19 protein-coding genes are annotated in these 22,709 nt (G+C 76.1%); 15 read left to right on the top strand and 4 right to left on the bottom strand.

What is annotated here, in order from left to right:
• The first annotated feature begins 25 nt into the window (after positions 1-25).
• Complete coding sequence (locus tag BJ989_RS03475) at positions 26-1,027, top strand: M15 family metallopeptidase (RefSeq protein ID WP_343049062.1); 1,002 nt, start codon at positions 26-28, stop codon at positions 1,025-1,027.
• Between the two features lie 58 nt (positions 1,028-1,085).
• Positions 1,086-2,006: an NAD(P)H-binding protein gene (locus BJ989_RS03470; protein WP_179517012.1), complete on the top strand. Its 921-nt coding sequence runs from the start codon at positions 1,086-1,088 to the stop codon at positions 2,004-2,006.
• A 54-nt stretch (positions 2,007-2,060) separates the two neighbouring features.
• Here BJ989_RS03470 and BJ989_RS03465 read toward each other — a convergent pair whose 3' ends face one another.
• Together BJ989_RS03465 and BJ989_RS03460 are read right to left on the bottom strand one after the other, a co-directional pair.
• On the bottom strand, positions 2,061-2,732 hold the full coding sequence (locus BJ989_RS03465) for a CPBP family glutamic-type intramembrane protease (RefSeq protein ID WP_179517011.1): 672 nt from the start codon (positions 2,730-2,732) through the stop codon (positions 2,061-2,063).
• 30 nt (positions 2,733-2,762) lie between these two features.
• Positions 2,763-5,066 (bottom strand): MMPL family transporter, encoded by a 2,304-nt coding sequence (locus BJ989_RS03460; protein ID WP_218848706.1) that lies wholly within the window; start codon positions 5,064-5,066, stop codon positions 2,763-2,765.
• Positions 5,067-5,172: 106 nt separating this feature from the next.
• On the opposite strand from BJ989_RS03460, the gene BJ989_RS03455 reads away from it, so the two are divergent.
• Complete coding sequence (locus BJ989_RS03455; protein ID WP_179517010.1) at positions 5,173-5,964, top strand: WHG domain-containing protein; 792 nt, start codon at positions 5,173-5,175, stop codon at positions 5,962-5,964.
• A gap of 131 nt (positions 5,965-6,095) precedes the next feature.
• Here the strand turns inward: BJ989_RS03455 and BJ989_RS03450 are convergent, their stop codons facing one another.
• Positions 6,096-6,785 (bottom strand): NAD-dependent deacylase, encoded by a 690-nt coding sequence (locus BJ989_RS03450; RefSeq protein WP_343049061.1) that lies wholly within the window; start codon positions 6,783-6,785, stop codon positions 6,096-6,098.
• Between the two features lie 122 nt (positions 6,786-6,907).
• Between BJ989_RS03450 and BJ989_RS03445 the strand changes: the two genes are divergently transcribed.
• The 12 genes from BJ989_RS03445 (at position 6,908) to BJ989_RS03390 (ending at position 21,662) form a co-directional block, all read left to right on the top strand.
• Positions 6,908-7,912 (top strand): hypothetical protein, encoded by a 1,005-nt coding sequence (locus BJ989_RS03445; protein ID WP_179517008.1) that lies wholly within the window; start codon positions 6,908-6,910, stop codon positions 7,910-7,912.
• Between the two features lie 209 nt (positions 7,913-8,121).
• Positions 8,122-8,994, top strand: a complete 873-nt coding sequence (locus tag BJ989_RS03440) for a glycosyltransferase family 2 protein (RefSeq protein WP_179517007.1) — start codon at positions 8,122-8,124, stop codon at positions 8,992-8,994.
• Positions 8,991-10,211: a glycosyltransferase gene (locus tag BJ989_RS18590; protein WP_179517006.1), complete on the top strand. Its 1,221-nt coding sequence runs from the start codon at positions 8,991-8,993 to the stop codon at positions 10,209-10,211. The genes BJ989_RS03440 and BJ989_RS18590 overlap by 4 nt, the downstream gene beginning before the upstream one ends.
• Complete coding sequence (locus BJ989_RS03430) at positions 10,208-12,547, top strand: glycosyltransferase family 39 protein (protein ID WP_179517005.1); 2,340 nt, start codon at positions 10,208-10,210, stop codon at positions 12,545-12,547. The genes BJ989_RS18590 and BJ989_RS03430 overlap by 4 nt, the downstream gene beginning before the upstream one ends.
• Positions 12,544-13,962 (top strand): lipopolysaccharide biosynthesis protein, encoded by a 1,419-nt coding sequence (locus BJ989_RS03425; RefSeq protein WP_179517004.1) that lies wholly within the window; start codon positions 12,544-12,546, stop codon positions 13,960-13,962. Before BJ989_RS03430 ends, BJ989_RS03425 begins: the two co-directional genes overlap by 4 nt.
• The gene (locus BJ989_RS03420; RefSeq protein WP_179517003.1) at positions 13,959-15,263 is read left to right on the top strand and encodes an acyltransferase family protein; all 1,305 of its coding nucleotides are present in this window, start codon (positions 13,959-13,961) and stop codon (positions 15,261-15,263) included. The genes BJ989_RS03425 and BJ989_RS03420 overlap by 4 nt, the downstream gene beginning before the upstream one ends.
• The gene (locus BJ989_RS03415) at positions 15,260-16,462 is read left to right on the top strand and encodes a GH39 family glycosyl hydrolase (RefSeq protein WP_179517002.1); all 1,203 of its coding nucleotides are present in this window, start codon (positions 15,260-15,262) and stop codon (positions 16,460-16,462) included. The genes BJ989_RS03420 and BJ989_RS03415 overlap by 4 nt, the downstream gene beginning before the upstream one ends.
• A gap of 218 nt (positions 16,463-16,680) precedes the next feature.
• Positions 16,681-17,736 (top strand): glycosyltransferase, encoded by a 1,056-nt coding sequence (locus BJ989_RS03410; RefSeq protein WP_218848704.1) that lies wholly within the window; start codon positions 16,681-16,683, stop codon positions 17,734-17,736.
• Positions 17,733-18,590, top strand: coding sequence for a polysaccharide deacetylase family protein (locus BJ989_RS03405; protein ID WP_179517001.1), 858 nt, complete (start codon positions 17,733-17,735; stop codon positions 18,588-18,590). Before BJ989_RS03410 ends, BJ989_RS03405 begins: the two co-directional genes overlap by 4 nt.
• Complete coding sequence (locus BJ989_RS03400; RefSeq protein WP_179517000.1) at positions 18,581-19,594, top strand: glycosyltransferase; 1,014 nt, start codon at positions 18,581-18,583, stop codon at positions 19,592-19,594. Before BJ989_RS03405 ends, BJ989_RS03400 begins: the two co-directional genes overlap by 10 nt.
• The gene (locus tag BJ989_RS03395) at positions 19,591-20,868 is read left to right on the top strand and encodes a glycosyltransferase (protein WP_179516999.1); all 1,278 of its coding nucleotides are present in this window, start codon (positions 19,591-19,593) and stop codon (positions 20,866-20,868) included. Before BJ989_RS03400 ends, BJ989_RS03395 begins: the two co-directional genes overlap by 4 nt.
• Positions 20,865-21,662: a WHG domain-containing protein gene (locus BJ989_RS03390; RefSeq protein WP_179516998.1), complete on the top strand. Its 798-nt coding sequence runs from the start codon at positions 20,865-20,867 to the stop codon at positions 21,660-21,662. The genes BJ989_RS03395 and BJ989_RS03390 overlap by 4 nt, the downstream gene beginning before the upstream one ends.
• Here BJ989_RS03390 and BJ989_RS03385 read toward each other — a convergent pair.
• Positions 21,659-22,348 carry a hypothetical protein gene (locus tag BJ989_RS03385; RefSeq protein WP_179516997.1) on the bottom strand — a complete coding sequence of 230 codons (690 nt, stop codon included), beginning with the start codon at positions 22,346-22,348 and terminating at the stop codon, positions 21,659-21,661. The genes BJ989_RS03390 and BJ989_RS03385 overlap by 4 nt on opposite strands.
• Positions 22,349-22,709 lie beyond the last annotated feature (361 nt).

Here is a 22,709-nt window from a genome sequence, read left to right as displayed (position 1 = left end):
TTACAAGGGGCCGTACGGTCGAGGGGTGGGTGCCAGGGGAGCGAGCAGGACGCGCAGGGCCACTGCGCGCGCGGCCGGCCTGCTGACCGGAGCGGTGCTGCTGGCCGGGTGCGGCAGCCTCGCCGGGCCGGAGGCGAGCGGCGCGCAGACGACCGACCCGAGCCCCACGGCGTACGACGAGGGCGCGACGCCGACCGCCGGCGCGACGCCGCGCCCGTCCCCCACCTCCCCCACCTCCCCCGACTCCCCCACCGCGACGCCCACCCCGAGCACCCCGACCACCCCACCCGCGCCCGGCACCACCCCGCCGCCCTGGCTGGGCACGCGGGTGCTGCCGGAGGCGGAGACGGGCTACGGCGAGGTGCGGCGCACGCCGCGGGCGCTGCGCACCCGCCGCTTCGACCTGCCCGACCCGGTCGCCCCGCTGCCCGGTGACGGCTACGCGGCGCGGGTCGTCGCGCCCGCGCCCGACCGGGTGGTCGACCGGTCGACCTGGGAGCCCGGCTGCCCCGTCGCCCGCGACGACCTGGCGTGGTTGCGGGTGGTGCACCGCGGCTTCGACGGCGGCCGGCACACCGGCGAGCTGCTCGTGCACCGCGACGTCGCGACCGACCTGCGCCAGGTCTTCCGCGACCTGTGGCGCGCCGACTTCCCGCTCGAGCGGGTCTCGATCACCGACCGCGCCGCCCTCGACGCCCCGCCCACCGGCGACGGCAACGACACCGGCGCCTTCGTGTGCCGACCCGTCACCGGCGGCGGCGGGTTCAGCCAGCACGCCTACGGACTCGCTGTCGACCTGAACCCGTTCCAGAACCCCTACCTGCGGGTGCGCGAGACCGCGTCCGGCACCGAGCGGATCGTGCTCCCCGAGCTCGCCTCCGCCTACCTCGACCGCGACCGCCGCGCCCCGGGGATGGTCCGGGCCGGCGGGCCGGTCGTGCGGGCCTTCGCGCGGATCGGCTGGTCCTGGGGCGGGGACTACCGCACGCTGCGCGACTGGCAGCACTTCAGCCTGACCGGGGGCTGACCCCACCGCTCGGGCGGGTGACGGGCCGGGCGTGCACCGACCCGGCATGCTGGAGCGCATGACCGACGCCGCGCCCGCGCCCACCCGCGTGCTCGTCACCGGTGCCTCCGGCTTCGTGGGTCGCCGGCTCGTGCCGGTGCTCGCCGAGGCCGGTCACGACGTGCGCGCGATGACGCGCCGCCCGGAGCAGTACGACGGCGCCGGCACCGCGACCTACGGCGACGTCACCGACCGCGACTCCCTCGTGGCCGCGCTCGAGGGCGTGCAGGTGGCCTACTACTTCGTCCACTCGCTCGACCGGCCCGACTTCGAGGAGCACGACGCGACGGCCGCGCGCACCTTCGGCGAGGCCGCGGCCGCGCAGGGCGTGCAGCAGATCGTCTACCTCGGCGGCTTGGGCGAGGAGGACGAGGCGCTCTCGGCCCACCTGCGCAGCCGCCGCCAGGTGGAGGGCCTGCTCGGCGAGGCCGGCGTGCCCGTGACGGTCCTGCGTGCGGCCGTCGTCGTCGGCCACGGCGGCATCTCCTGGGAGATCACGCGCCAGCTGGTGAAGAACCTGCCCGCCATGGTGGCGCCCAAGTGGGCCTCGACCCGCACCCAGCCGATCGCCGTCGACGACGTGGTGCGCTACCTCGCCGGCGTGCTCGGTCGCGAGGAGGCGCTGGGCCGGTGCTTCGAGGTCGGCGGGCCCGACCAGCTGACCTACGTCGACATGCTGCAGGTCGCCGCCCGCGTCGACCACGGGCGCACCATCCCGATCATCCGCGTGCCGGTGCTCAGCCCGCGGCTGTCCTCCTACTGGCTGGCGCTGGTCACCGACGTCGACGTGACCACCGGGCGCAACCTCATCGACTCCATGGACGTCGAGGTGGTCGTCAAGGACCACTCGATCCGCGACGTGGTGCCCGGGGAGCCGCTGACCTACGAGGAGGCGGTGCGCCGGGCGCTGGCCGAGCGGCGGGCGGCCACGGGGGCCTGAGGCCACCCAGGCCCGGGGCCGCGCGCCAGGCGGCGCGGGCCGCGTGCGGTCCGCTCAGGCGACGAAGATCGCCGGCAGCGCGTAGAGCATCGTCACCGACCAGGTGATGTGGGTGAGCATCGGCGCGAGGATGCCACCGGTGACCAGCCGCTGGTAGCCGGTGACGGCGCCGATGACGATCGCGGCGAAGGCGAGCATGACGTTGCCGGTGAGGGCCGTCGCGACGACGTAGAGCGCGGTGGAGACCACGACCTTGCGGTGGGGCACCGCGTCGAAGACCGCGCCGCGGAAGAAGGTCTCCTCCGCGAGCCCGTTGAGCACGGTGATCACCAGCAGCAGCGGGGCGCTGCCCTGGTTGGCGAACTGCACGACCTGCGCGATCGCCCGCTCCAGCGGCTCCAGGAAGGTCAGCTCGCGCACCAGCAGGCCGCCGAGCACGAAGACGGTGGCGAGCACGACGCCGCCCCCGACGCCGATGATGACGGGCCGCCGGCCCTGGGCCCAGGTCCACACGGCCGGGCCGAAGAGCTGGCGGAGGTAGAGCCCGTCGCCCACCCGGCCGAGGTGGAGCGGGCCCGCGGCGAAGGCGCCGACCGCCCAGACCGCGGCGAGGCCGAAGGTGAGGGCGTAGAACGTGCTCGACCCCGGCTCCACGCGCAGCAGGAACCCGAGCACGCTCGCCCCGACCGCCGCGAAGACGAGGGTGGTGGCCTGCTGTCGGTTCACCCGGCGAGTCTGGCAGGGGGGTGGCAACCCTCAGACGAGGGCGTCCACCCGCTCGGGCGTCCCCGTGGGGTCGTCCCCGCCGGTCGCCGGCCCCGTCGCCGGCCCCGTCGCCCGGCCCGGCGCGCGGCCCTCCTCGCGGAAGCCGTGGCGCTCCCACCACCGCGCCAGCGGGCCCGGCGCCCACCAGTTCCACCGCCCGAGCAGCGCCATGGTCGCGGGCACCAGCAGCGCCCGCACCACGGTGGCGTCGAGCAGCAGCGCGACGAGCATGCCGACGCCGAGCATCTTCATGAAGACGATGCCGCTCGTGGCGAAGGCGCCGATCACGATGGCGAGCAGCAGGGCCGCGCTGGTGATGATCCGGCCGGTCTTCTGCACGCCGGTGACGACGGCCAGCCGGTTGCGCTGCGCCGGGGTGAGGGTGGGGTCGCCGGCGCTGCGGTCCCACTGCTCGCGCACCCGGGAGAGCAGGAAGACCTCGTAGTCCATCGAGAGGCCGAAGAGGATCGCGAGCATCAGGATCGGGTTGGTCGCGTCCAGGAAGCCCTGCGGCTCGAAGCCCAGCAGGTCGGCGCCGTTGCCGTCGCCGAAGATCCAGGTGACGACGCCGAAGCTGGCCGTGATGGACACGAGGTTCATCACCACCGCCTTGACCGGCAGCACGACCGAGCCGAAGGCGACGAAGAGCAGCACCAGCATGACCACGACGACGATCAGGCCCATCCAGGGCAGCCGGTCGGCCACCGAGTCGAGCAGGTCGACGGTGTCGGCCGCGATGCCGCCGACCAGCACCTCGCCGCCGGCCGGGTCGACGTCGCGCAGGTCCGCGACGATGCCCTGGGCGCGCTCGGACTGGCTGTCGCCCTCCCACGTCGCGCGGAGCAGCACCGCGGCGGCCTCCTGCGCCACCGGGGTGACCGCGACGACGCCGTCGACGCGCTGCACCGCCTCGACGTACGCCGCGACCTCCGCCTCGCTCGCGCCCTCCAGCAGCAGCGACGCACTCGAGGTCTCGCCGCCGAACTCGGCCGCGACGAGGTCGGCGGCCACGTGCGCGGGCGCGTCGGCCGGCAGCACCCGGTGGTCGACGCTGCCCCACTGCGCGCCCAGGAAGGGGGAGGCCACCGCGAGCAGCACCGCCACGGTCACCGTGACGACGACGACGGGGCGCCGCATCACGGCACGGGCCAGGGCCGCCCAGCGCGCGCCCTCGTCAGTGGCCGGGGAGCCGGCCTCGGCCCCCCGTCGACCGCCCCGGCCGCGGCGGGTCAGCGCCGGCAGCCGGCCCGCGTCGACGCGGTGGCCCAGCAGCCGCAGCGCGGCGGGGAGCACCGTGAGCGCGGCCAGCATCGCGACCAGCACGGCCGCGGCGCCGCCGTAGGCCATGCTGCGCAGGAACGCCTGGGGGAAGACGAGGAGGCTCGACATCGCCGCGGCGACGGTGAGCCCCGAGAAGAGCACGGTGCGCCCCGCCGACGCCATCGTGCGGTGCACGGCCTCCGCGACCGCGTCCGGCCCGGGGGCCCGGCCGCCCGCGTCGCCCCGGAGCGTCGCCAGCTCCTCGCGGAAGCGGCTGACCACGAAGAGGGCGTAGTCGATGGCCAGGCCGATGCCCAGCAGCGAGACGACGTTGACGGAGAAGACCGAGACCTCGGTGACCTGCGCGACCAGCCGCACCACGGCCAGCGCCCCGAGCAGCGCCACCAGCCCGACGAGCACCGGCATCAGCGCCGCGACCAGGCTGCGGAAGATGAGCAGGGCGAGCAGCAGCACCAGCGGCAGGCTGAGCAGCTCCGCGCGCTCCAGGTCCTCGGCGGTGATCTCGTTGACGTCGGAGTAGACCGCGAAGGCCCCGGCGAGGTCGGTGCGCAGCAGGTCGGACTCCAGCGCGGGCGCCAGCTCGTCGTAGGCGCGCAGGAAGTCGTCCTGGCTCTCCCCCGCGAGCGAGACCAGCACCTGCACCGCACGGCCGTCGTCGCTGACGAGCGAGCCGTCCGGCACGTCGTACGCCGTGACGACCTGGGCGACGGTGCCCTCCGGGACCTCGTCGACCACCCGCTCCACCTCGGCGCGGAAGGCGGGGTCGTCGGCGGCGAGGCCGCTGCCGTCGGGCGCGGAGTAGACCGCGACCACGTCGACCGAGCGGTTGCCGAAGAGCTCGCGCTCGCGGGCGAGCTCGCGGGCCGACTCCGAGGCGGGGTCGTCGAAACCCCCCTGGCTGAGCGAGTCGAAGACGCCGGCGCCGTAGGCACCGGCGGCCATCACCAGCGCGAGGCCGGCGAGCAGCACGGACAGGGCCCGGCGGGCCACGAAGCCACCCCAGCGGTCGACCACGGTTCCTCCTCTGACACCCCTTCATCTCGGTGAAGGGTGTTAACCCATCGAACGGTAAACGGTGTAAACTCAGCCCGTCAAGACCCTCTCGGACCCGAGGAGCACCGTGCCGCAGGCCCCTGCCTCCACCTCCGCGCCCACTCCTGCCCCCAGTGCCGGGCGGACCCGACGCGAGCGGCAGCGCGAGGCGACCTTCGCCGAGATCGTCACCGTCTCCCGAGCGCTCCTCGCCGACGGCCAGGAGCTGTCGCTGCGCGCCGTCGCCTCGCGGATGGGCATGACGGCGCCGGCGCTCTACCGCTACGTCGCGTCCTACCAGGAGCTGGTCGACCTGGTCGCCTTTGAGGTGGACCGCGCCGCGACCGAGCGGCTGCGCGAGGCGGCCGAGCGGCACCCCGCCGACGACCCGGCCGCCCGCCTGGTCGCCGCCGCGGTCGCCTTCCGCCGCTGGGCGCTGGCCGAGCCGCGGGAGTTCTCGCTGGTCTTCGCCAACCCGGTCGCCGACAGCGCGTGCGTGCGGCGCGAGCTGCTCACCGCCGCGACGTCGGGGCACTTCATGAACGGCCTGCTCCTCGACGTGTGGCAGCGCGAGGGCTTCGCCCACCCCGACCTCGCCGACCTCGAGCCCGCCGTCGCCGAGGCGCTGCGCGACCCGCTCGCCCCGGTCGACCTCGACCGCGTGCCCGAGGCGGCGCGCGGCGTCCTGTGGGTCTTCATGTCGGCGTGGACCCAGCTCTACGGCGTGGTCACGCTCGAGGTCTTCGGCCACCTCGACCCGCGCATCATCGAGGCCGGCGCGATGTTCACCCAGTTCGTCCGCGAGTGGGTGCCCCGCCTCGGCCTCGCCGACCGCCGGGCGCACTACGAGGCGGTGCTCGCCGCCGAGATGGCCCGCTGAGGGGGTCTCCGGCCCGCTGCAGGAGTCCCCGGCTGACCGGTGACTCCTGCACTTGTGGGCCGAGAACTCGGGGCACAAGTGAGGGACTCACCGGCTGACCGGTGACTCCGACGGGGGCTGGCCGTCACCCGTCAGCCCCCGAGCACCTCGTCCACCCACGCGGGGACGAGGAGCGAGGCCGGGCCGTGGCGTGCCTCGTCGAAGAGCGCAGAGCCCTCGCTGGGCTCGAGGTTCAGCTCGAGGGTGCGCGCGCCGTACGCCGCGGCGACCTGCACGAAGCCGGCCGCCGGGTAGACCGCGCCGGAGGTGCCGACCGAGACGAACAGCTCCGCCGTCGCGAGGCGCACCTCGATCCGGTCCATCAGGTAGGGCACCTCGCCGAACCAGACGACGTCGGGGCGCAGCTCGGTGACGCCGCAGCCGGGGCAGGGCGGCAGGTCGACGAGGTCGTCGTCCCACGGCGTGCGCCCGCCGCACGCGCGGCACAGCGCCGAGCGCAGCTCGCCGTGCATGTGCAGGACCCGCCGCGAGCCGCCGCGCTCGTGCAGGTCGTCGATGTTCTGGGTGACGAGCGTGAGGTCGGCGCCGAGCGCGTCCTCGAGGCGGGCCAGCGCGCGGTGCGCGGGGTTGGGCCCGACGTCGCGCAGCGAGCGGCGTCGCTCGTCGTAGAAGCGGTGCACGAGCGTCGGCTGCCGCTCGTAGGCCTCCGGGGTGGCGACGTCCTCGACGCGGTGGCCGTGCCACAGGCCGTCGGCGTCGCGGAAGGTGGGCACACCGCTCTCCGCCGAGATCCCGGCACCGGTGAGGACGACGACGCGCACCGGCACACCCTGCCACGCGAGTCTTGAGGTGGAGCCGAGGGTCGACTTGAGCCTCGCTCCCTAGCCTCCGAGGCGAGACCCGGCCCGTGGGGGGCCGGGTCCCGCACACCACGGGGCGAGGGATGCTGGAGCGGTTCGGGCTGGACGGGGAGGCGGCTGCCGTCTACCGCGCGCGCCTGCTCGCACCCGAGGACCCCGACGAGGCGCTCGCCGAGGCCACGGGTCTCACCGTGCTGCAGGTCCGCGACGCCACCGACCGGCTCGCCCACGTCGGCCTGGTGACCCCGCTCGAGGCGAGCGGCGACGGCAAGGCCGTCCGCCCCCGCAGCCCCGAGGTCGCCCTGTCGGCCTACCTGCGCCGCGAGGAGCAGCAGCTCGCCCGCCGCCACGCCGAGCTGCAGGCGATGCGCGAGCAGGCCGACACCTTCGCCGAAGACTACCGGTGCGAGCGCGACCGCCGCGGGACCGAGCAGGTCGAGGTGCTCGCGACGCGCGCCGAGACGGTCACCCGGATGTCGGAGCTCAACCAGGGCGTGCGCCGGAGCGTCCGGTCCTTCGTCGCCGCGAAGTACCCCGTCGAGGTCTACGCCGCCAGCCTCGACGAGGACGGCGGTGTGCTCGACCGCGGCGTCGACGTGCGCGTCGTCCACCCCGACTCGGTCACCGGCGACCCGCAGATCCGCCCCTACCTCGCCGCCTTCGCCCGGGCGGGCGCGACGGTCCGCAGCGCGCCCCGCCTGCCGGTGCGCATGGTGGTCTACGACGCGGAGCGCGCCCTCGTCGCCCGCGACCCCCACGACCCGACCCAGGGCGCCGTGGTGCTCACGAGCCCCGGCGTGGTGGCCGCCCTGGTCGCGCTCTTCGACCTCGTCTGGCGGCAGTCCGTCGACCTGCTCGCGCCCGGCGAGCGTGCCGGCGCCCGCGACGGCGACCGGCCACCTCCGGCCGACCTGGAGCTGCTGCGGCTGCTGCTCGACGGCCACACCGACGAGAGCTCGGCGCGCGCCCTGCAGGTCTCGCCGCGCACGGTGCGGCGCATGATCGCCGACCTCCAGCGCCGTGCCGGCGCCACCAGCCGCTTCGAGCTGGCAGCCCGGGCGGTCGACCTCGGGTGGTTGCGGCTCTGACGATCGAGTACGGGACTGCTCGCGCAGCCCCGTCCGGTGACCCCCGTCACCTCCCGGGGTCCGGGTCCGGTCCTGACCGGATCCGGCCCGGTCCAGACGTTTGCGAACGCTGTTCTCGGAGAGAACATGGTGGACCAGACGACTAGACCAGTCGGCTGAGCACCCGCCAGCGACCGCCATCTCGGGCCGACGACGGAGATCCCCTGCCCATGAAGACCAACGCGGATTCCCGCGAAGCCCCCACCGCGTGGGTCGCCTCCCACGCGACGCACCACCGCGACGGGGCACCGGCCCGACGCACGGGCGACGACGGACCCCGGGTCTCGATCGTGGTCCCGGCGATGAACGAGGCCCGCAACCTCGCCGAGGTGCTGCCCCGCCTGCCCGAGGCGCACGAGGTGATCCTGGTCGACGGCGGCTCGGTCGACGACACCGTGGAGGTCGCCCAGCGCGTGCTCCCCGGCATCCGCGTGGTGCACCAGACCCGCCGCGGCAAGGGCAACGCCCTGGCCTGCGGCTTCGAGCAGGTCACCGGCGACGTCGTGGTGATGTTCGACGCCGACGGCTCGGCCGACCCCGAGGAGATCCCCCGGTTCGTGCAGGCGCTGCTCGACGGGGCCGACTTCGCGAAGGGCAGCCGCTTCATGCCCGGCGGCGGCTCCAGCGACATCACCACGGTCCGCTCGCTCGGCAACAAGTTCCTCAACGGCCAGGCCAACGCGCTGTTCGGCACGAAGTACACCGACCTCTGCTACGGCTACAACGCCTTCTGGGCCGACATCCTGCCGGTCCTCGACCTGCCCGACACCACCACGCCGGCCCCGGCCGACGGCGCCATGCTGTGGGGCGACGGCTTCGAGATCGAGACCCTCCTCAACTGCCGCGTCGCCGCCGAGGGGCTCGCCATCACCGAGGTGCCCAGCGTCGAGCTGCCCCGCATCTGGGGCGAGAGCAACCTCCACGCCGTCAAGGACGGCCTGCGGGTCCTCAAGACGATGTACGCCGAGCGCCGCAGCACCGCGCGCCGGCGCCGGGCCGCCGCGCGGCGCGGGTCGCGGGTGCGCCAGGGCCAGGCGGCGTGACGACGGCGTCCGCACCCCGCAGCCGCACGGCTGCGGGGTCCTCGGTGCGGCCGTCGCAACCGACCTCGAGCACCCCGGCCCGCACCGGCCGGGTCGTGGTCGCGACCGCTCGCTGCGTCCCCGAGATCGGCGGCGTCGAGACCCACGTCGAGGAGGTCTCGACGCGCCTGGTCCGCGACGGCTGGGACGTCGAGGTGCTCACCACCGACCGCAGCCGCGCGCTGCCGCGCCGCGAGGAGCGCACCGTCGCCACCGCTGTCCGAGCGGGCGACCCGCCGCGGCCCGCGGCCCGGCTGCGCACCCGCCGCTTCCGCGCCTTCCCGGCCAGCCGCGACTGGTACCTCTCCCCCGGCCTCGCCGCCGCCCTCGCCCGCTCGCGGGCCGACCTGGTGCACGTGCAGGGCATCCACACCCTCGTGCCCCCGCTGGCGATGCTGGTCGCCTGGCTGCGCCGCACGCCGTACGTCGTCACCTTCCACACCGGCGGCAGCTCCAGCGCCCTGCGCACCCGCGCGCGCAGCCTGCAGTGGCGGCTGCTCGCCCCGCTGCTGCGCCGCGCCGCGGCCCTCGTCGGCGTCTCGCGCCACGAGGCGCGGCTCTTCGAGCAGGCCGCCGGCCTGGCCCCCGGCACGGTGCGGGTCGTGCGCAACGGCGGCACGCTGCCGCCGGCGCCCGCCGGCGTCGTGCCCGACCCCGACCTCGTCGTCAGCACCGGCCGGCTGGAGCGCTTCAAGGGCCACCACCGCGCGATCGAGGCGCTGCCGGTGCTGCTGCGGACGCGTCCGGGCGCCCGGCTGCTGATCCTGGGCTCCGGGCCCTACGAGCCCGAGCTGCACGCGCTCGCTGCCCGCCTCGGCGTCGCCGACCGCGTCGAGGTGCGCTTCGTGCCCCCGGTCGACCGCGACGCGATGGCCGCCGCCCTCGCCGGCGCCGGTGTCGTGGTGCTGCTCAGCGACTACGAGGCGCACCCGGTCGCCGTGATGGAGGCCCTCGCCGTCGGCCGCCCCGCCGTCGTCCTGCGCACCTCCGGCCTCGCCGAGCTGGCCGAGGACGGCTGGGCCCGCGCGGTCGAGCCGGACGCCACCCCCGACGACGTCGCCGCCGCCGTGCTCGCGCAGCTCGACGACCCGCTGCAGCCCGACCCCGCTCTGCTCCCCGACTGGGAGAGCAGCGTCGCCGAGCTCGCCGAGGTCTACGCGGAGGTGCTCGCACGATGACCCTGCTCGGCCTCCCCACCCGCCCGCGCACCGCGACGGGGGCCGCCCCCGACGCCGCGCCGGCGGCGGGCGAGGCCGGCACGCCCACCGGCGGCACCCGCCTGCTGCTGCTCGTCTGCCTGGTCGCCGGCGTCGGCCTGCTGCTCGAGGCGTGGGGCTACCGCACCGGCTGGCGGGGCGAGCCGCAGGTGCGCGCGCTCACCTTCTTCTACGTCGGCCACGCGCTGCTGATCGCGCCCTTCGCGTGGTTGCTGACGCGCCGCCTCGACCGTCGTACCGCCCTGCTCGGCTCGATCGCCTTCGGGCTGACGATGCTCCTCTCCTGGTGGCTGTCGAACCCGCTGATGGCCACCCGCTTCGACGAGACGCTCCACGTCGGCACGCTGCTGCGGATGGTCGAGGGCGCGGGTTTCTTCGACCCCAACCCGATGCTGCCGGTCAGCCCCCACTACCCCGGTCTCGAGCTCGCCGCCGGCGGGGTGCACTGGCTGACCGGGCTGCCGCTGGTCGTCTGCCAGCTGCTGACCGTGGTGGTGGCCCGCCTCGCCCTCGTCGTGGCCGTCCTGCTCGTCGTCGAGCGGCTGACCGGGTCGACACGCGCCGGAGCGGTCGCGGTGCTGCTCTACGGCGCGAGCTCGCAGTTCTGGTTCTTCAACGCGCAGTTCTCCTACCAGACGGTCGCCCTCCCGCTGGGGGTGCTCGCGATCTGGCTCACCCTCCGCGCGGTCGACGCCGACGCGCGCTGGCCGCGGGTGCCGCTGGCCGGCGCCCTCGTCGCCGGCGCGGCGCTCGTCGTGACCCACCACCTCACCAGCTGGCTCGTCGTCGCCGCGCTGTGGGCGTGGGCGCTCCTGCACCTCTACGGCCGCCGCCCGAGCGACCCCCGCGCCGCCCGCCTCGTCGCGACGGTCGCGGCCGCCACCACCCTGGTCGCGCTGGCGTGGAGCGCCCTCGTCGCGCCGCTGCTCGCGGGCTACCTCGGCCCCGTCTTCGGCTCCGCGGTCGAGGAGGTCGCGGGCCTCGCCGGCGGCGAGGACACCGGCCGTCAGCTCTTCGCCGACAAGTCCGGCTACGCCACGCCGCTGTGGGAGCGGGGCACCATGTTCGGCTCGATGCTGCTGTGGTGCGCGCTCCTCGCCCCTGCCGCGTGGTGGGCACTGCGCGGGCGCACCCTGGGCCGCTCCCTCGCCCGCTTCCTCCCGCTGGCCCTCGCCTGCGCCTACCCCGCGACGCTGCTCGCCCGCTTCTCCCCGACCGCCTCCGACATCGGCGAGCGGGCGATCTCCTTCATCGCCATGGCGATGGCGCTCGTCGTCGCGGCGTGGGTGGTGCGCCACCTCGACCGCGTGCCCTCGGCCCTGGTCGCGGCGACGGGCGTCGTGCTGGTGATGGGCGGCACGATCCTGGGCGGCGGCCCCGACTGGTCGCGCGTGCCCGGCCCCTACGAGCCCGCGGCCGAGCAGCGCTCGATCGACGAGAGCACCGTGGCGCTCGCCCGCTGGTTCGACCGCTACGCCCCGCCCGGCTCGGTCGTGGCGGCCGACCTCACGCTCAGCCGGACCATCCCGACCTACGCCGACGTCGACGCCGCCACGGGCGTGGGCGGGCGCTTCAACGTCACCCCGCTCTTCACCGCCCCGACGGTCGACGCCACCACGGCGGGGCTGATCCAGCGCTACGAGGTCGACTTCGTGGCCGTCGACCTGCGCCTGGCCGACGAGCTGTCGCGCTCTGGCGCGCTCTTCGAGGGCTCCGACGACTGGGGCGTCTCGACGGTCTCGGCGGCCCAGCTGACCAAGTTCGCCGACGCCGAGGGTGTCGACACCGTCCTCGACGAGGGCCCGCTGCGGGTCTACGACGTGCGGGGCCTGCGCGGCGCGGAGAGCACCTGGGTCGACCGGCCCTCGGCGCTGCTGCCCGGCACGGTGCACCTCGCCTCGGTCGTGCTCCTCCTCGAGCTCCTCGCCGGCCTGGCGGTCGCACTGCGCCGGCGCCGCCTGCCGCGCCTCGACGCGCTGCTGCGCCTGCGCGGCCAGGTCGCGCTCGCCGTGGCGCTGCCCGCCCTCATGGTGGTGGGCGCCGTCGCGACCGCTCTCGGCTACGCCCCCTGGGTCGGCACGGCGGCCCTGGCCGTGCTCGGCGCGGTCGCGATCGTCGCGGTCCGGCAGCGGCCGGCGGCCCCGGCCCGCGTGCTCCCGCGCGGCGCCGCCCTGCTGCTGCCCCTGGCCGTCGCCGCGGTCTTCTCGGCCGCCTGCCTCGTCGCCGCGCTCGGCGCGTGGGAAGGCCTGCTCGCCACCGCCCCGGTGCTGCCGCCGCCCCCGGGGGTGACCCCGTGAACGCGACCCGGGCCCTGCTGCGCCAGGACGGCGCCGCCGTGACCACCTCCGCCCGCCCCAGCAGGATCGGCGCGGTCGACCTCGGCGTCGTGCTGCGCCCCTTCACCTCCCTCGTCGCCGCACAGCTCGTCGGCACGGCGCTCGGCTTCCTCTTCTGGGTCGTCGCCGCCCGCGGCGTGCCCGCCGCGACCGTCGGCCTGGTCTCGGCCGGCGTCGCCGCGCAGGCACTGCTCGGCAAGGTCGCCGTGCTCGGCGTCGGCACGCACCTCATCGCGGAGCTGCCGCCCCTCGGCGCGGCCGGCCGGCGCAGCCTGCTGCGTGCCGGCACCACCGTGGTCACGGTGGCCGGGCTCCTGGCCGGTGCGCTCTTCGTCGGCGCGGTCGAGCTGGTCCCGGCCCTCGACGGCGCGACCGTGCACCAGCTCTTCGGCGGGCCCGTCGCCGTCGCGGTCTTCGTCGCCGGCACCGCCGCGACCGCTGTCGGCCTGCTGCTCGACCAGGCGGTGCTCGGTGCCCAGCGCTCGTCGCTGCAGGTGCTGCGCAACCTGGTCGCCTCGGGTCTCCGCTTCCCGCTCGGGGTCGCGCTGCTGGCAGTCGGCCTCACCGGCAGCGGCGCGCTGCTGCTCTGCTGGGCGCTGCCGCTGGCCCTCTCGTCGGTGCTGGTGTGGCGCCGGCTCTTCCCGCGCGGGTCGGTCGACGGCCGCGGCAGCGAGCCCGGCGTGCTCGCCCACTCCGCCCGCCACGCGGGCGGCGCGCTGCGCCAGCACGCGCTCGACCTGTCGCTGTCGGCCGGGCCGCTCCTCATGCCGGTCGTCGCCGCCGCCGTGCTCGCGCCCGAGGCCAACGCCCGCTTCGCGATCGCGTGGCTCGTCGCGACCTTCGTCTTCGTCCCGCCCTACATGCTCGCCACCGCGCTCTTCGCCGCGAGCGTGCACGAGCCCCTCGACGACTTCTGCCGACGCGCCCGCCGCACCCTGCCGGGCGGGCTGGCGATCAGCGCGGTGCTCGGCGCGGCGGCCGCGCTGGCCGCGCCGTACGTCCTGGGGGTCTTCGGCCCCGGCTACGCCGAGGAGTCCTCGCGGCTCCTCGCGCTGCTCGTGCCCGCCGGGCTGTGGATGGTCCTCAAGGACCACGTCGTCGCCCTCTGGCGCGTGCAGGGACGGGTCACCTCTGCCGCCGGCCTGGCCGGGGGCGGGGTCCTGCTCGAGGTCTCCGGCGCGGCGGCCGGGGCCGCCGTCGCCGGCGCCCCCGGGCTGTGCGTCGGCTGGCTGCTCGCCCTCGGCGTCCAGGCCTACGGCGCCGCTCCGGTCGTCCACGGCATCCTGCGCGCCCCGCTCGGCCCGCCCACCCCGACTGCACCCACTGCACCGACCGCGGCCGCTCCCGGCCGACCCCTGACCGAGGAAGCCCGATGAGCACCCCCCATCCCAGCGTCCAGCCCGGTGCGCTGCCACCCGACCGTCGCCCCCCGACAGAGGCCGACGCCCCGGTGCGGGTGCCCGCGCTCGACGGGCTGCGCGCGCTCGCCGTCGCGCTCGTCGTCGGCCTCCACGCCGGCGTGCCGCTGATGGCCGGCGGCAGCCTCGGCGTGACCGTGTTCTTCGTGCTCTCCGGCTTCCTCATCACCGGGCTGCTGGTGCGGCCCGGTGCACTGACCCCCGGAGGGGTGCGCCGGTTCTACCTGCGCCGCGTGCTGCGGCTCTTCCCCGCGCTGGTGGTGGTCGTCGGCTTCGTCACCGCCTACGCCCTGGTCGCGCTGGAAGGCGAGGAGCGGCGCTTCCAGCTGCTGCAGGCGCTGACCTCGATCACCTACACGACGAACTTCCTGCTCGGCCGGGGCGCCGAGACCGAGGACTACGGCCTGCTCGGCCAGACCTGGTCGCTCGGCGTGGAGGAGCAGTACTACCTGGTCTGGCCGCTGCTGCTCGCCGTGCTCCTGCGGCTGCTGCGCTCCACCCGGGCGCGCGTCGCGGCCGTGCTCGCGATGGCCGCCGTCGTGGTGTCGTGGCGCGCCTGGTTGAGCAGCCAGGGTCTGGCCGCCCACGTGGGCATGGGCGTGGACACCCAGACCGACGGCCTGCTGGTCGGGAGCGCGCTGGCCCTCGCGCTGCCCGCGCTGCGCGAGCGGTTGCTGCGCCACCAGGGCCTGCTCACCGCCGCCGCCGTCGCCGGCGTGCTGCTCCTGCTGGTCGAGACCGCGGTGGTGTCCCTGCACCACGCCCTGCCCTACGACACCAACTACCTCCTCGTCGCCCTCGCGTCGGCCGCGGTCATCACCCGGCTCGTGCTCCCCGGCGACGACGAGGGCGGCCCGGCCCACCGAGCCCTGCTCGCCCTGGCGACGCTGCGGCCGGTGGTCTACGTCGGGCTGATCTCCTACCCGCTCTACCTGTGGCACCGCGTCGTCTTCGAGGTCATGGCCGACCAGGCCGGCATCGAGACCACCGTCGAGAAGCTCGCCGCCGCCCCGGTCGCGCTCGGGCTGTCCCTCGGCGCCGCAGCGCTCTCCTACCACGTCGTCGAGCAGCCCTTCCTGCGTCGCAAGGAGCTGCTGCGCGGCGACCCCACCGACCGCGCGCAGGACGCCGCGGTCGCCTCACCGTCCCCCGCCACCGTGCCCGCCGGGACGACCGGCACGACCGACGCAGCCGGCCGCCACCGACGCGCGAGCCGCGCCGGCACCGACCGCGACGTCGAGGGGAGGGCCGACCGGTGACCCGCCGCGTCCTGCTCCTGCTGCTGCCGGGCCTGCTCTGCCTCGCCTTGGCCGTAGTCGGGCTGTCGGTCATCCGCTCCCTCGAGGACGCCGAGCCCGCGGTCGGTCCGGTGGTGGCCTGCGAGCCGTCGCGCTCGCGCCCCGGTCCCCTCATCGACCTCGGCGTGCAGGCCGCGGGCGGTGTCGGCCAGGGCGAGGAGCTCGGGTCGACGGTCACCTACCCCGAGCTCACCGCGCCCGAGATCCGCCGGCTCGTGGCCCGCGCCGAGGCCGCCGGCGCGGCGGTCATCTCGACCGCCGCGTCCTGGCGCACCATCGAGCCCGACCCCGACCGGCCTTACGACTGGACCCTCCTCGACCGCGTCATCGACGCGGCCAACGCCGCCGGACTGCGCGTGCGCCTGCAGGTCTCGACGATGCCGCAGTGGGCGGTGGAGGAGACCAGCTCGCCGACCGACACCGACTTCTGGCACCCCCCGCTCACCGACACCGAGCTGCGCCGGTGGACTCGCTTCGTCCACGACCTCACCGTCCACGTGCAGGGCCGGGTCGACTACCTCGAGATCTGGAACGAGCCCAACGAGTACGACTTCTGGCCCACCGGGCCCGACCCCGTCGCCTTCGCGCGGCTGCTCGAGGCCAGCTACGCCGCCGTCAAGGAGGTCGACCCGAGCATCTCGATCGTCTCCGGCGGGCTGAGCAACAACGACATCGGCTTCCTGCGCGCGGTCTACGACGCCCGCGACGAGCTCTACGGCGAGGACGAGGTGCTCTTCGACCAGGTCGGGGTGCACCCGTTCTCGGGCGACCGCTCGCCCAGCACCGAGCTCGCGCGCTGGACCTACGAGCGCGAGCCCTTCGGCGAGTTCAGCCAGAACTTCCTCGGCATCGTCGACCTCCACGACCTGATGGAGCAGCGCGGCGACGCCGACAAGCCGCTCTACATCGGCGAGTTCGGCTACAGCACCCAGCCGTGGCGCGAGTTCGGCCCGGTGTCCGACGCCGACCGCGCGGTCTACCTCGAGGAGGCCTTCCGCGCCGCCACCTGCTACTCCTACGTGAGCGCGCTGTCCTGGTACTACTTCCACCCCACCCGCTTCAACGAGCCGTCCTGGACGCTGCTCGACCGGCAGGGACAGCCCAACGAGACGTACGCCGCGCTGGTGGCGTGGGCCCGTCGGGTCGGGGCGCTGCGGTGAACGGGCGGAGCGTGCCGGGGTCACGAGCGCTACCCTCGGCGCCGAGCATGGGGACCGGCGAGGAGGCAGCAGAGGTAGCGGCGTGGACGACGGCGGGACTCGTGGGAGCGGCGACCCCTGCAGGTGCGGGCACGCCCGCCTCGCCCACGTCCACCTGCGTCGCGGCAGCGACTGTGCCCTCTGCCCCGCCGGCGCCTGCCGGCGCTACCGTCGACGCCGTGGACCCGGGCCCGTCGGACGCCTCGCGCGTGCGCTCCTCGGCCGACCCCGGTGAGCGGCGGGAGCCCACGACGTCCGTGGTCGTGTGCGCCCACACCGAGCGCCGCTGGACCAGCATCGTGGCGGGGCTGCAGGCGTTGGCGGCGCAGTCGCGCCGCCCCGACCAGGTGCTGCTGGTCGTCGACCACGACGACGCGCTCCTGCGGCGCGCCGCGGCCGAGCTGCCGGGCCTGCTCGGCCTCGGCGGCGACGACACCTGGCTGACGGTGCTGCCCAACACCCGCGGCCGGGGTCTCTCCGGTGCCCGCAACACCGGGGTCCACGCCGGCGTCGGCGACGTCGTGGCCTTCCTCGACGACGACGCGGTGCCCGCCCCCGACTGGCTCGACCGGCTCGTCACCGCGCTCGCCGAGACCGGAGCCGACGGTGTGGACGGCCGTGCCACCCCCGTGTGGCCGCCGAGCGGGCGCCCGCGCCACCTCGTCGCCGAGCTCGACTGGGTCGTGGGCTGCAGCTACCGCGGCCTGCCCGAGCACCGTGCCCCCGTGCGCAACCTGCTGGGCGCCACCATGTCCTTCACCCGGGCGGCCCTCGAGCTGGCCGGCGACTTCGACGAGGCCGCCGGGCGGGTCGGCGACGTCCTGCTCGGCGGCGAGGAGACCGAGCTGTGCCTGCGGCTGGCCCGCCGCAAGCCGGGCGCGCTGCTCGTCCACGAGCCCGCAGCGACGGTGGCCCACCACGTCTCCGCCGACCGCACGACGTGGCGCTACCTCGCGCGCCGGGCGTACGCCGAGGGGTTGAGCAAGGCCCACATCGCCCGCACCGCGGGCCCGGGGGCGGCCACCAGCACCGAGCGCGCCTACGTGCGCCGGGTGCTCCCCGCCGCGGTGCGCCGAGAGCTGCGCAGCGGCGCCGAGGGCGGCCCGCGCGGGGCCGCCGGCGTCGTCGTGGGGCTGGCGAGCGCCGGTGCGGGCTACGCCCGCGGCTCGCTGCGGCGCGCCGGGCGCACCGACCGCCGTGCGACCGCCCTCCGGGCACCGGAGGGGGCACGGTGAGCGGCCTGCTGGGCCACCGGCCCACCGCCTCGTCCGCGCGCGGCACCACCGCCGCGCGGCTGCCGGTGCTGATGTATCACGCCGTCGGCACCCCGATGCCGCGCGGCCTGGAGTGGCTCGACGTGCCGCCGCCCGTGCTCGCCGACCAGCTCGCCACCCTGCGCGGGGCCGGCTGGGAGCTGCTGGGGCTCACCGAGGCGTTCGCCGCCCTGGCCGCCGACCCGCACCGGCGGGTGGTCGCGCTGACCTTCGACGACGCCTACCTCGACTTCGCCGAGTCGGCGCTCGAGGTGCTCGACGACCACGGGGCGCGCGCGACGCTCTACGCCCCCACCGGCCACCTCGGCGGGCCGGCCTCGTGGCTGCCCGGCGGTGGCGCCGACGTGCAGCTGATGGACGACGCCGCGCTCGCGGAGGTCGCGCGTGCCGGTGTCGAGGTCGGCAGCCACGGTGACCTGCACGTGCCGATGGACACCCTGCGCCCGGCCGGTGCCACCGCCTCGCTGAGGTGGAGCCGCCGGATCCTGCAGGACCTCACCGGCCAGCCCGTCGACACCGTCGCCTACCCCCACGGCTACCACTCGCGCGGCCTGCGGCGGCAGGTCGTCGCGGCCGGCTACACCCACGGCGTGGCGATCGGCCACCGCGTCCACGTGACCGACGGCGACCCGACCGCGGTGCAGCGGCTGGCGGTGCGACCCGACCACCGTGGCCAGGCGCTGCTCGACCTCGTCGAGCACGGGCCCTCGCCCCTCGTGCCGGCGCTCAAGCGCGCCGCCGGACCGGCGTGGCGGGCGGCGCGGCTGCTGCGCGAGCGCACCGCCGCGGCGACGGGGGGCGCGCCGTGGCGCTGAACGACGTGACCCCCGAGGCCCGCGCGGTGCCCGAGGCCCCCCGCGCCGCGTCGCCCGACCCGACCGTCGGGGTCGTGGTGTGCACCTACACGGCCGAGCGGCTGCCGCAGCTGCGCGCCGCGGTCGCGTCGGTGCGCGCGCAGGAGCACCACGTCGACCAGCTCGTCGTGGTCGTCGACGGCGACGAGGAGCTCGGCGCGGTCGTCCGCGGCGCCCTGCCCGGCGAGCAGGTCGTGGTCCTCGGCCGCAACCGCGGCGTCTCGGTCGCCCGCAACACCGGCGCCGCGCAGCTCGAGACCGACCTGGTCTTCTTCCTCGACGACGACGCGACCGCGCACCCGCGCTGGGTGGCCGAGCTCGCGCCGTACCTCACCCGGCCCGACGTCCTCGGCGCCAGCGCGCGGTCGGTCGGCGACTTCGTCGGCCGGGCGCCGGCGTGGCTGCCCGACGAGTACCTCTGGACCGTCGGCGTCGCCTACCGCGGGTTGCCCGACGAGGCCGCGCCGGTGCGCAACTTCTACGGGGGGTGCGCCGGCATGCGCCGCGACACCTTCCTCGACGTCGGCGGCTTCGCCGACGGCATCGGCCACGGTGACGGCCGGGTCGGCGGCGGCGAGGAGGCGGAGTTCTGCCTGCGGGTGCGCGCGGCGCGGCCCGGCGGGGAGTTCTGGTTCGTGCCCGAGGCACGCATCGACCACCGGGTGCCCGCCCCGCGCGCCACGTGGTCCTACCTCGTGCGCCGCAGCTACGACGAGGGCGTCATGAAGGGCGACATCGCCCGCGCCCTCGGCGAGGGGCCCGCGGGCGGTGCGGCGCTGGGGCCGGAGCGCGACTTCGCGCGCCGGCTGCCGCGGGCCGCGCTCGACTACCTGCGGACCCCGGGGCGGCGCAGCGCCGCCCTCGGCACGGTCGTGGCGTCGCTGGCCGTGGTCGCCGGGCTCGTGCGCAGCCGGCTCTCCCGGCGCCCCGTGGTCGTGGTCCGGGCCGGGGAGGCGCGGGCGTGAGGGTCCTGCTGCTCGCCCAGTTCTACCCGCCCGTCATCGGCGGGGAGGAGCGCCACGTGCGCAACCTGGCCGTCGCGCTCGCGGCGCGCGGTCACGACGTGCACGTCGCCACGCTCAAGGTGGGCCAGGGCGCCCACGGCGCGGCCGGCGCGCGGGTGCCCGCCGACCCCGGGGTGCACGTGCACCTGCTCGACAACGTCGGGCAGCGGGTGCCCGCGCTCTACCCCACCGCCGACCGGCCCCTCGCGCTGCCCGTGCCCGACCCGCTCACGTCGCGCGCGCTGGCCCGGCTGGCCGAGCGGCTGCGGCCCGACGTCGTGCACAGCCACAACTGGATCCTCGCCTCCTGGCTGCCGCTCGCCGCGGCGCGTCGCACCCCACTCGTGCACTCGCTGCACGACTACAGCCACGTGTGCGCGACCAAGCGGCTCATGGTCGGCGGAGCGCCGTGCCCCGGGCCGTCGCCGTCGCGGTGCGTGCCCCACGTGAGCGAGCACTACGGCGCCCTGCGGGGCGTGCCGGTGTACGCCGCGGTGCGCGGCGGCGTGCCCGTGCGGCACCGCCGTGTCGACCTGTTCACCCCGGTCAGCCGCGCGGTCGCCGAGGGCAACGACCTCGCCTCGGGACCCGTGCCCTTCGAGGTGGTGCCCAACTTCGTGCCCGACGAGCTGCTCACCCGCCCGACCGAGCCGCGCCACGACGGCCTGCCGGACGCGCCCTACGTCTTCTTCGCCGGCGACCTGTCGGCCGAGAAGGGGCTGCTGACCCTGCTCGACGCCTGGCGGCGGGTCGACCGCGCGGCGCTGGGCCGGGGCGGGGGCACCGACGGGGTGCCGGCCGAGCTCGTGCTGGTGGGTCGGCCGACGGCCGACCTCCCCGACGCCCTGCCCGACGGCGTCCGGGTCGAGCAGGGCTGGGACCACGAGCGGGTCGTCGCAGGCTTCCAGCACGCCCGGGCCGCCGTGCTGCCCAGCGAGTGGCACGACCCCTGCCCCACCACGGTGCTGGAGGCGATGGCGCTCGGCGCGCCGCTCGTCACCACGCACCAGGGCGGCATCGCCGACATGGTGGTCGACGGGCGCTCGGCGCTGGTCGTGCCGCCGGGGGACGCGGCGGCCACCGCGGCCGCGCTCGACCGGCTCGGCGCAGACCCGGCCCTGGGGGCGGGGCTCGCCGAGGGTGCCCGCGCCGACGTGCGGCCCTTCCTGCAGAGCGCGGTCGCCGACCGCTTCGGCGAGCTCTACGCCCAGGTCGCGGCCGGGGTGCCGCGGTGAGCGCCGAGGTGGCCCGCGGTGGGCAGGAGCAGGTCGAGCGGGGCCCCGACGGGCGCTTCCCGACGCGCCGCGAGCGGCTGCGCCAGGAGGTCCGCGAGGACCTCAAGCGCTCGGCGCGCGACCTGCTGGTGCCGCACTCGACCGGTGAGCTGTCGCTGCGCGCGGTCGCCCGCGACGTCGGGATCGCGCCCTCGGGCATCTACCGCTACTTCGCCTCCCGGCAGGAGCTGGTGGCCGCGGTGGCGGCCGACGCCTTCTCCTCGGCGGCTGCCGCACTGCACGCCTCCGCGGTCGCCCACGACGGCCTCGACCTCACCTCGCAGGCCCTCGCGATGGCGCACGCCTACCGGCGGTGGTGCCTGTCGCACCGCGCGGAGTTCTCGCTGATGTTCGGCACCGACACCTTCGCCTCCGACGGCGGCCCGGTCCCCGACCCGAGCCAGCTGCACGAGTTCTTCGCCGCACCCCTGGTGCACTTCGCCCGCTGCGTGCGTGCCGGGGTGGTCGACACCGGGGCGGCAGCGCTGCAGTGGGGGTCGCCGCTGGTCGCCGAGCTCGAGGAGATGCGCCGCGACCAGGACGGCCTCGACGAGCAGCAGGTCGGCGTCCTGCTGTCGGGCTGGGCGTCGTTCCACGGCTACGTCTCGCTCGAGGTCTACGGCCCGCTCTCGTGGTTCTACGCCGACCTCGACACCGCCTGGGACGCCCACGCCCGGGGCACCCTGCGGGCCATGGGCTACCGCGGCGTCGCCGACGCGGTGCTGCCCGAGGATGCGGGCCCGACCCCGCCCTAGCGTCGGTGAGCGGAGACGGGCATCGCGAGGGCGGCCTGCACCAGCGAGGTGAGGGCCAGCCGGGCGATGGCGGCGTCGGCGCCGGAGTCGCGCATCAGCACGGCGACGAGCCACTGGCGGGCGTCGTGGTCGTAGCCCCCCGCCGCGACCACAGCACCGAGCCCGAGCTCGGGCAGCCACCCGCCGAGCCCGGAGCCGTCACCGGGGCGCGCCAGCAACGAGCCGCCCTCGAGCGCCGCGAGCAGCGCGTCGCGGTCGCCCAGGGGCCCGAGCCGCTCCTCGAGGTCGACGCCGTCGGCGCAGTCCGCGAACGCCGGGGACGTCGTGCCCGCGTCGGTCGTGCCGCCCGGGCCGGTCGCGTCGACCGCGCTGACGGGGCTGACCGGGCGCAGGCTGCGGCAGCGGCGGGTGACCAGCCGGTCGCCGTCGACGGAGCCGACCCAGAGACGGGGCGCACCCCACGCGGTCGCCGCGCACCGCGCGACGTACTCCAGCCGGTCGGCCACCGGCTCGGCCGCCATGGCCTCCAACCCGGCGAGGCAGCCCTCGACGGACTCGACCAGCCGGTCCACCACCAGCTCGACGGCGTCGTCGACCGCGCCGACCAGCGTGCCGGCCGGCGCGCTGCCGCCCTCGGTGCTGCGCCGCGGCCGCGGCACGGCTGCGGCGTCGTCCCGTCGGTGCACGACTGCTCCTCCCCTCGCGGCACCCCGGTGCCGCGCTGCTCCCCGTCCGTACCCCTGCGGCCTCCCGGCCCACAGGACGTCTAGACGCCTCCACCTGGGTCAACGACAGGGCGCGACGCAGGTCACGCCGGTCCGGATCCGGTCAACGAGTGGTCCAGACCGGGTGCGGCCAGGTGCCGTGCGGCGTGTCGCGCGACGGCGGGGGCGCGGGCGGGGGCGGGGGGGGAGCGGGGGCGCTCAGTAGTACCAGGGGAAGCATTCGGCAGGTTGCTGGCCGTCGTCGGCAAGCGGTGGTTCTGGACGAAAGTCTGGCCTGACCTGCACAAACGCTTCCTCGAAGGTCCTGGGTGTCGTTTGGTGT

The sequence above is a fragment of the Nocardioides perillae genome, from assembly GCF_013409425.1.
GTDB classification, from domain to species: Bacteria; Actinomycetota; Actinomycetes; order Propionibacteriales; family Nocardioidaceae; genus Nocardioides; species Nocardioides perillae.
The sequence above is the reverse complement of the archived record's forward strand: the minus strand, read 5'-3'. Positions and strand labels throughout refer to the sequence as shown.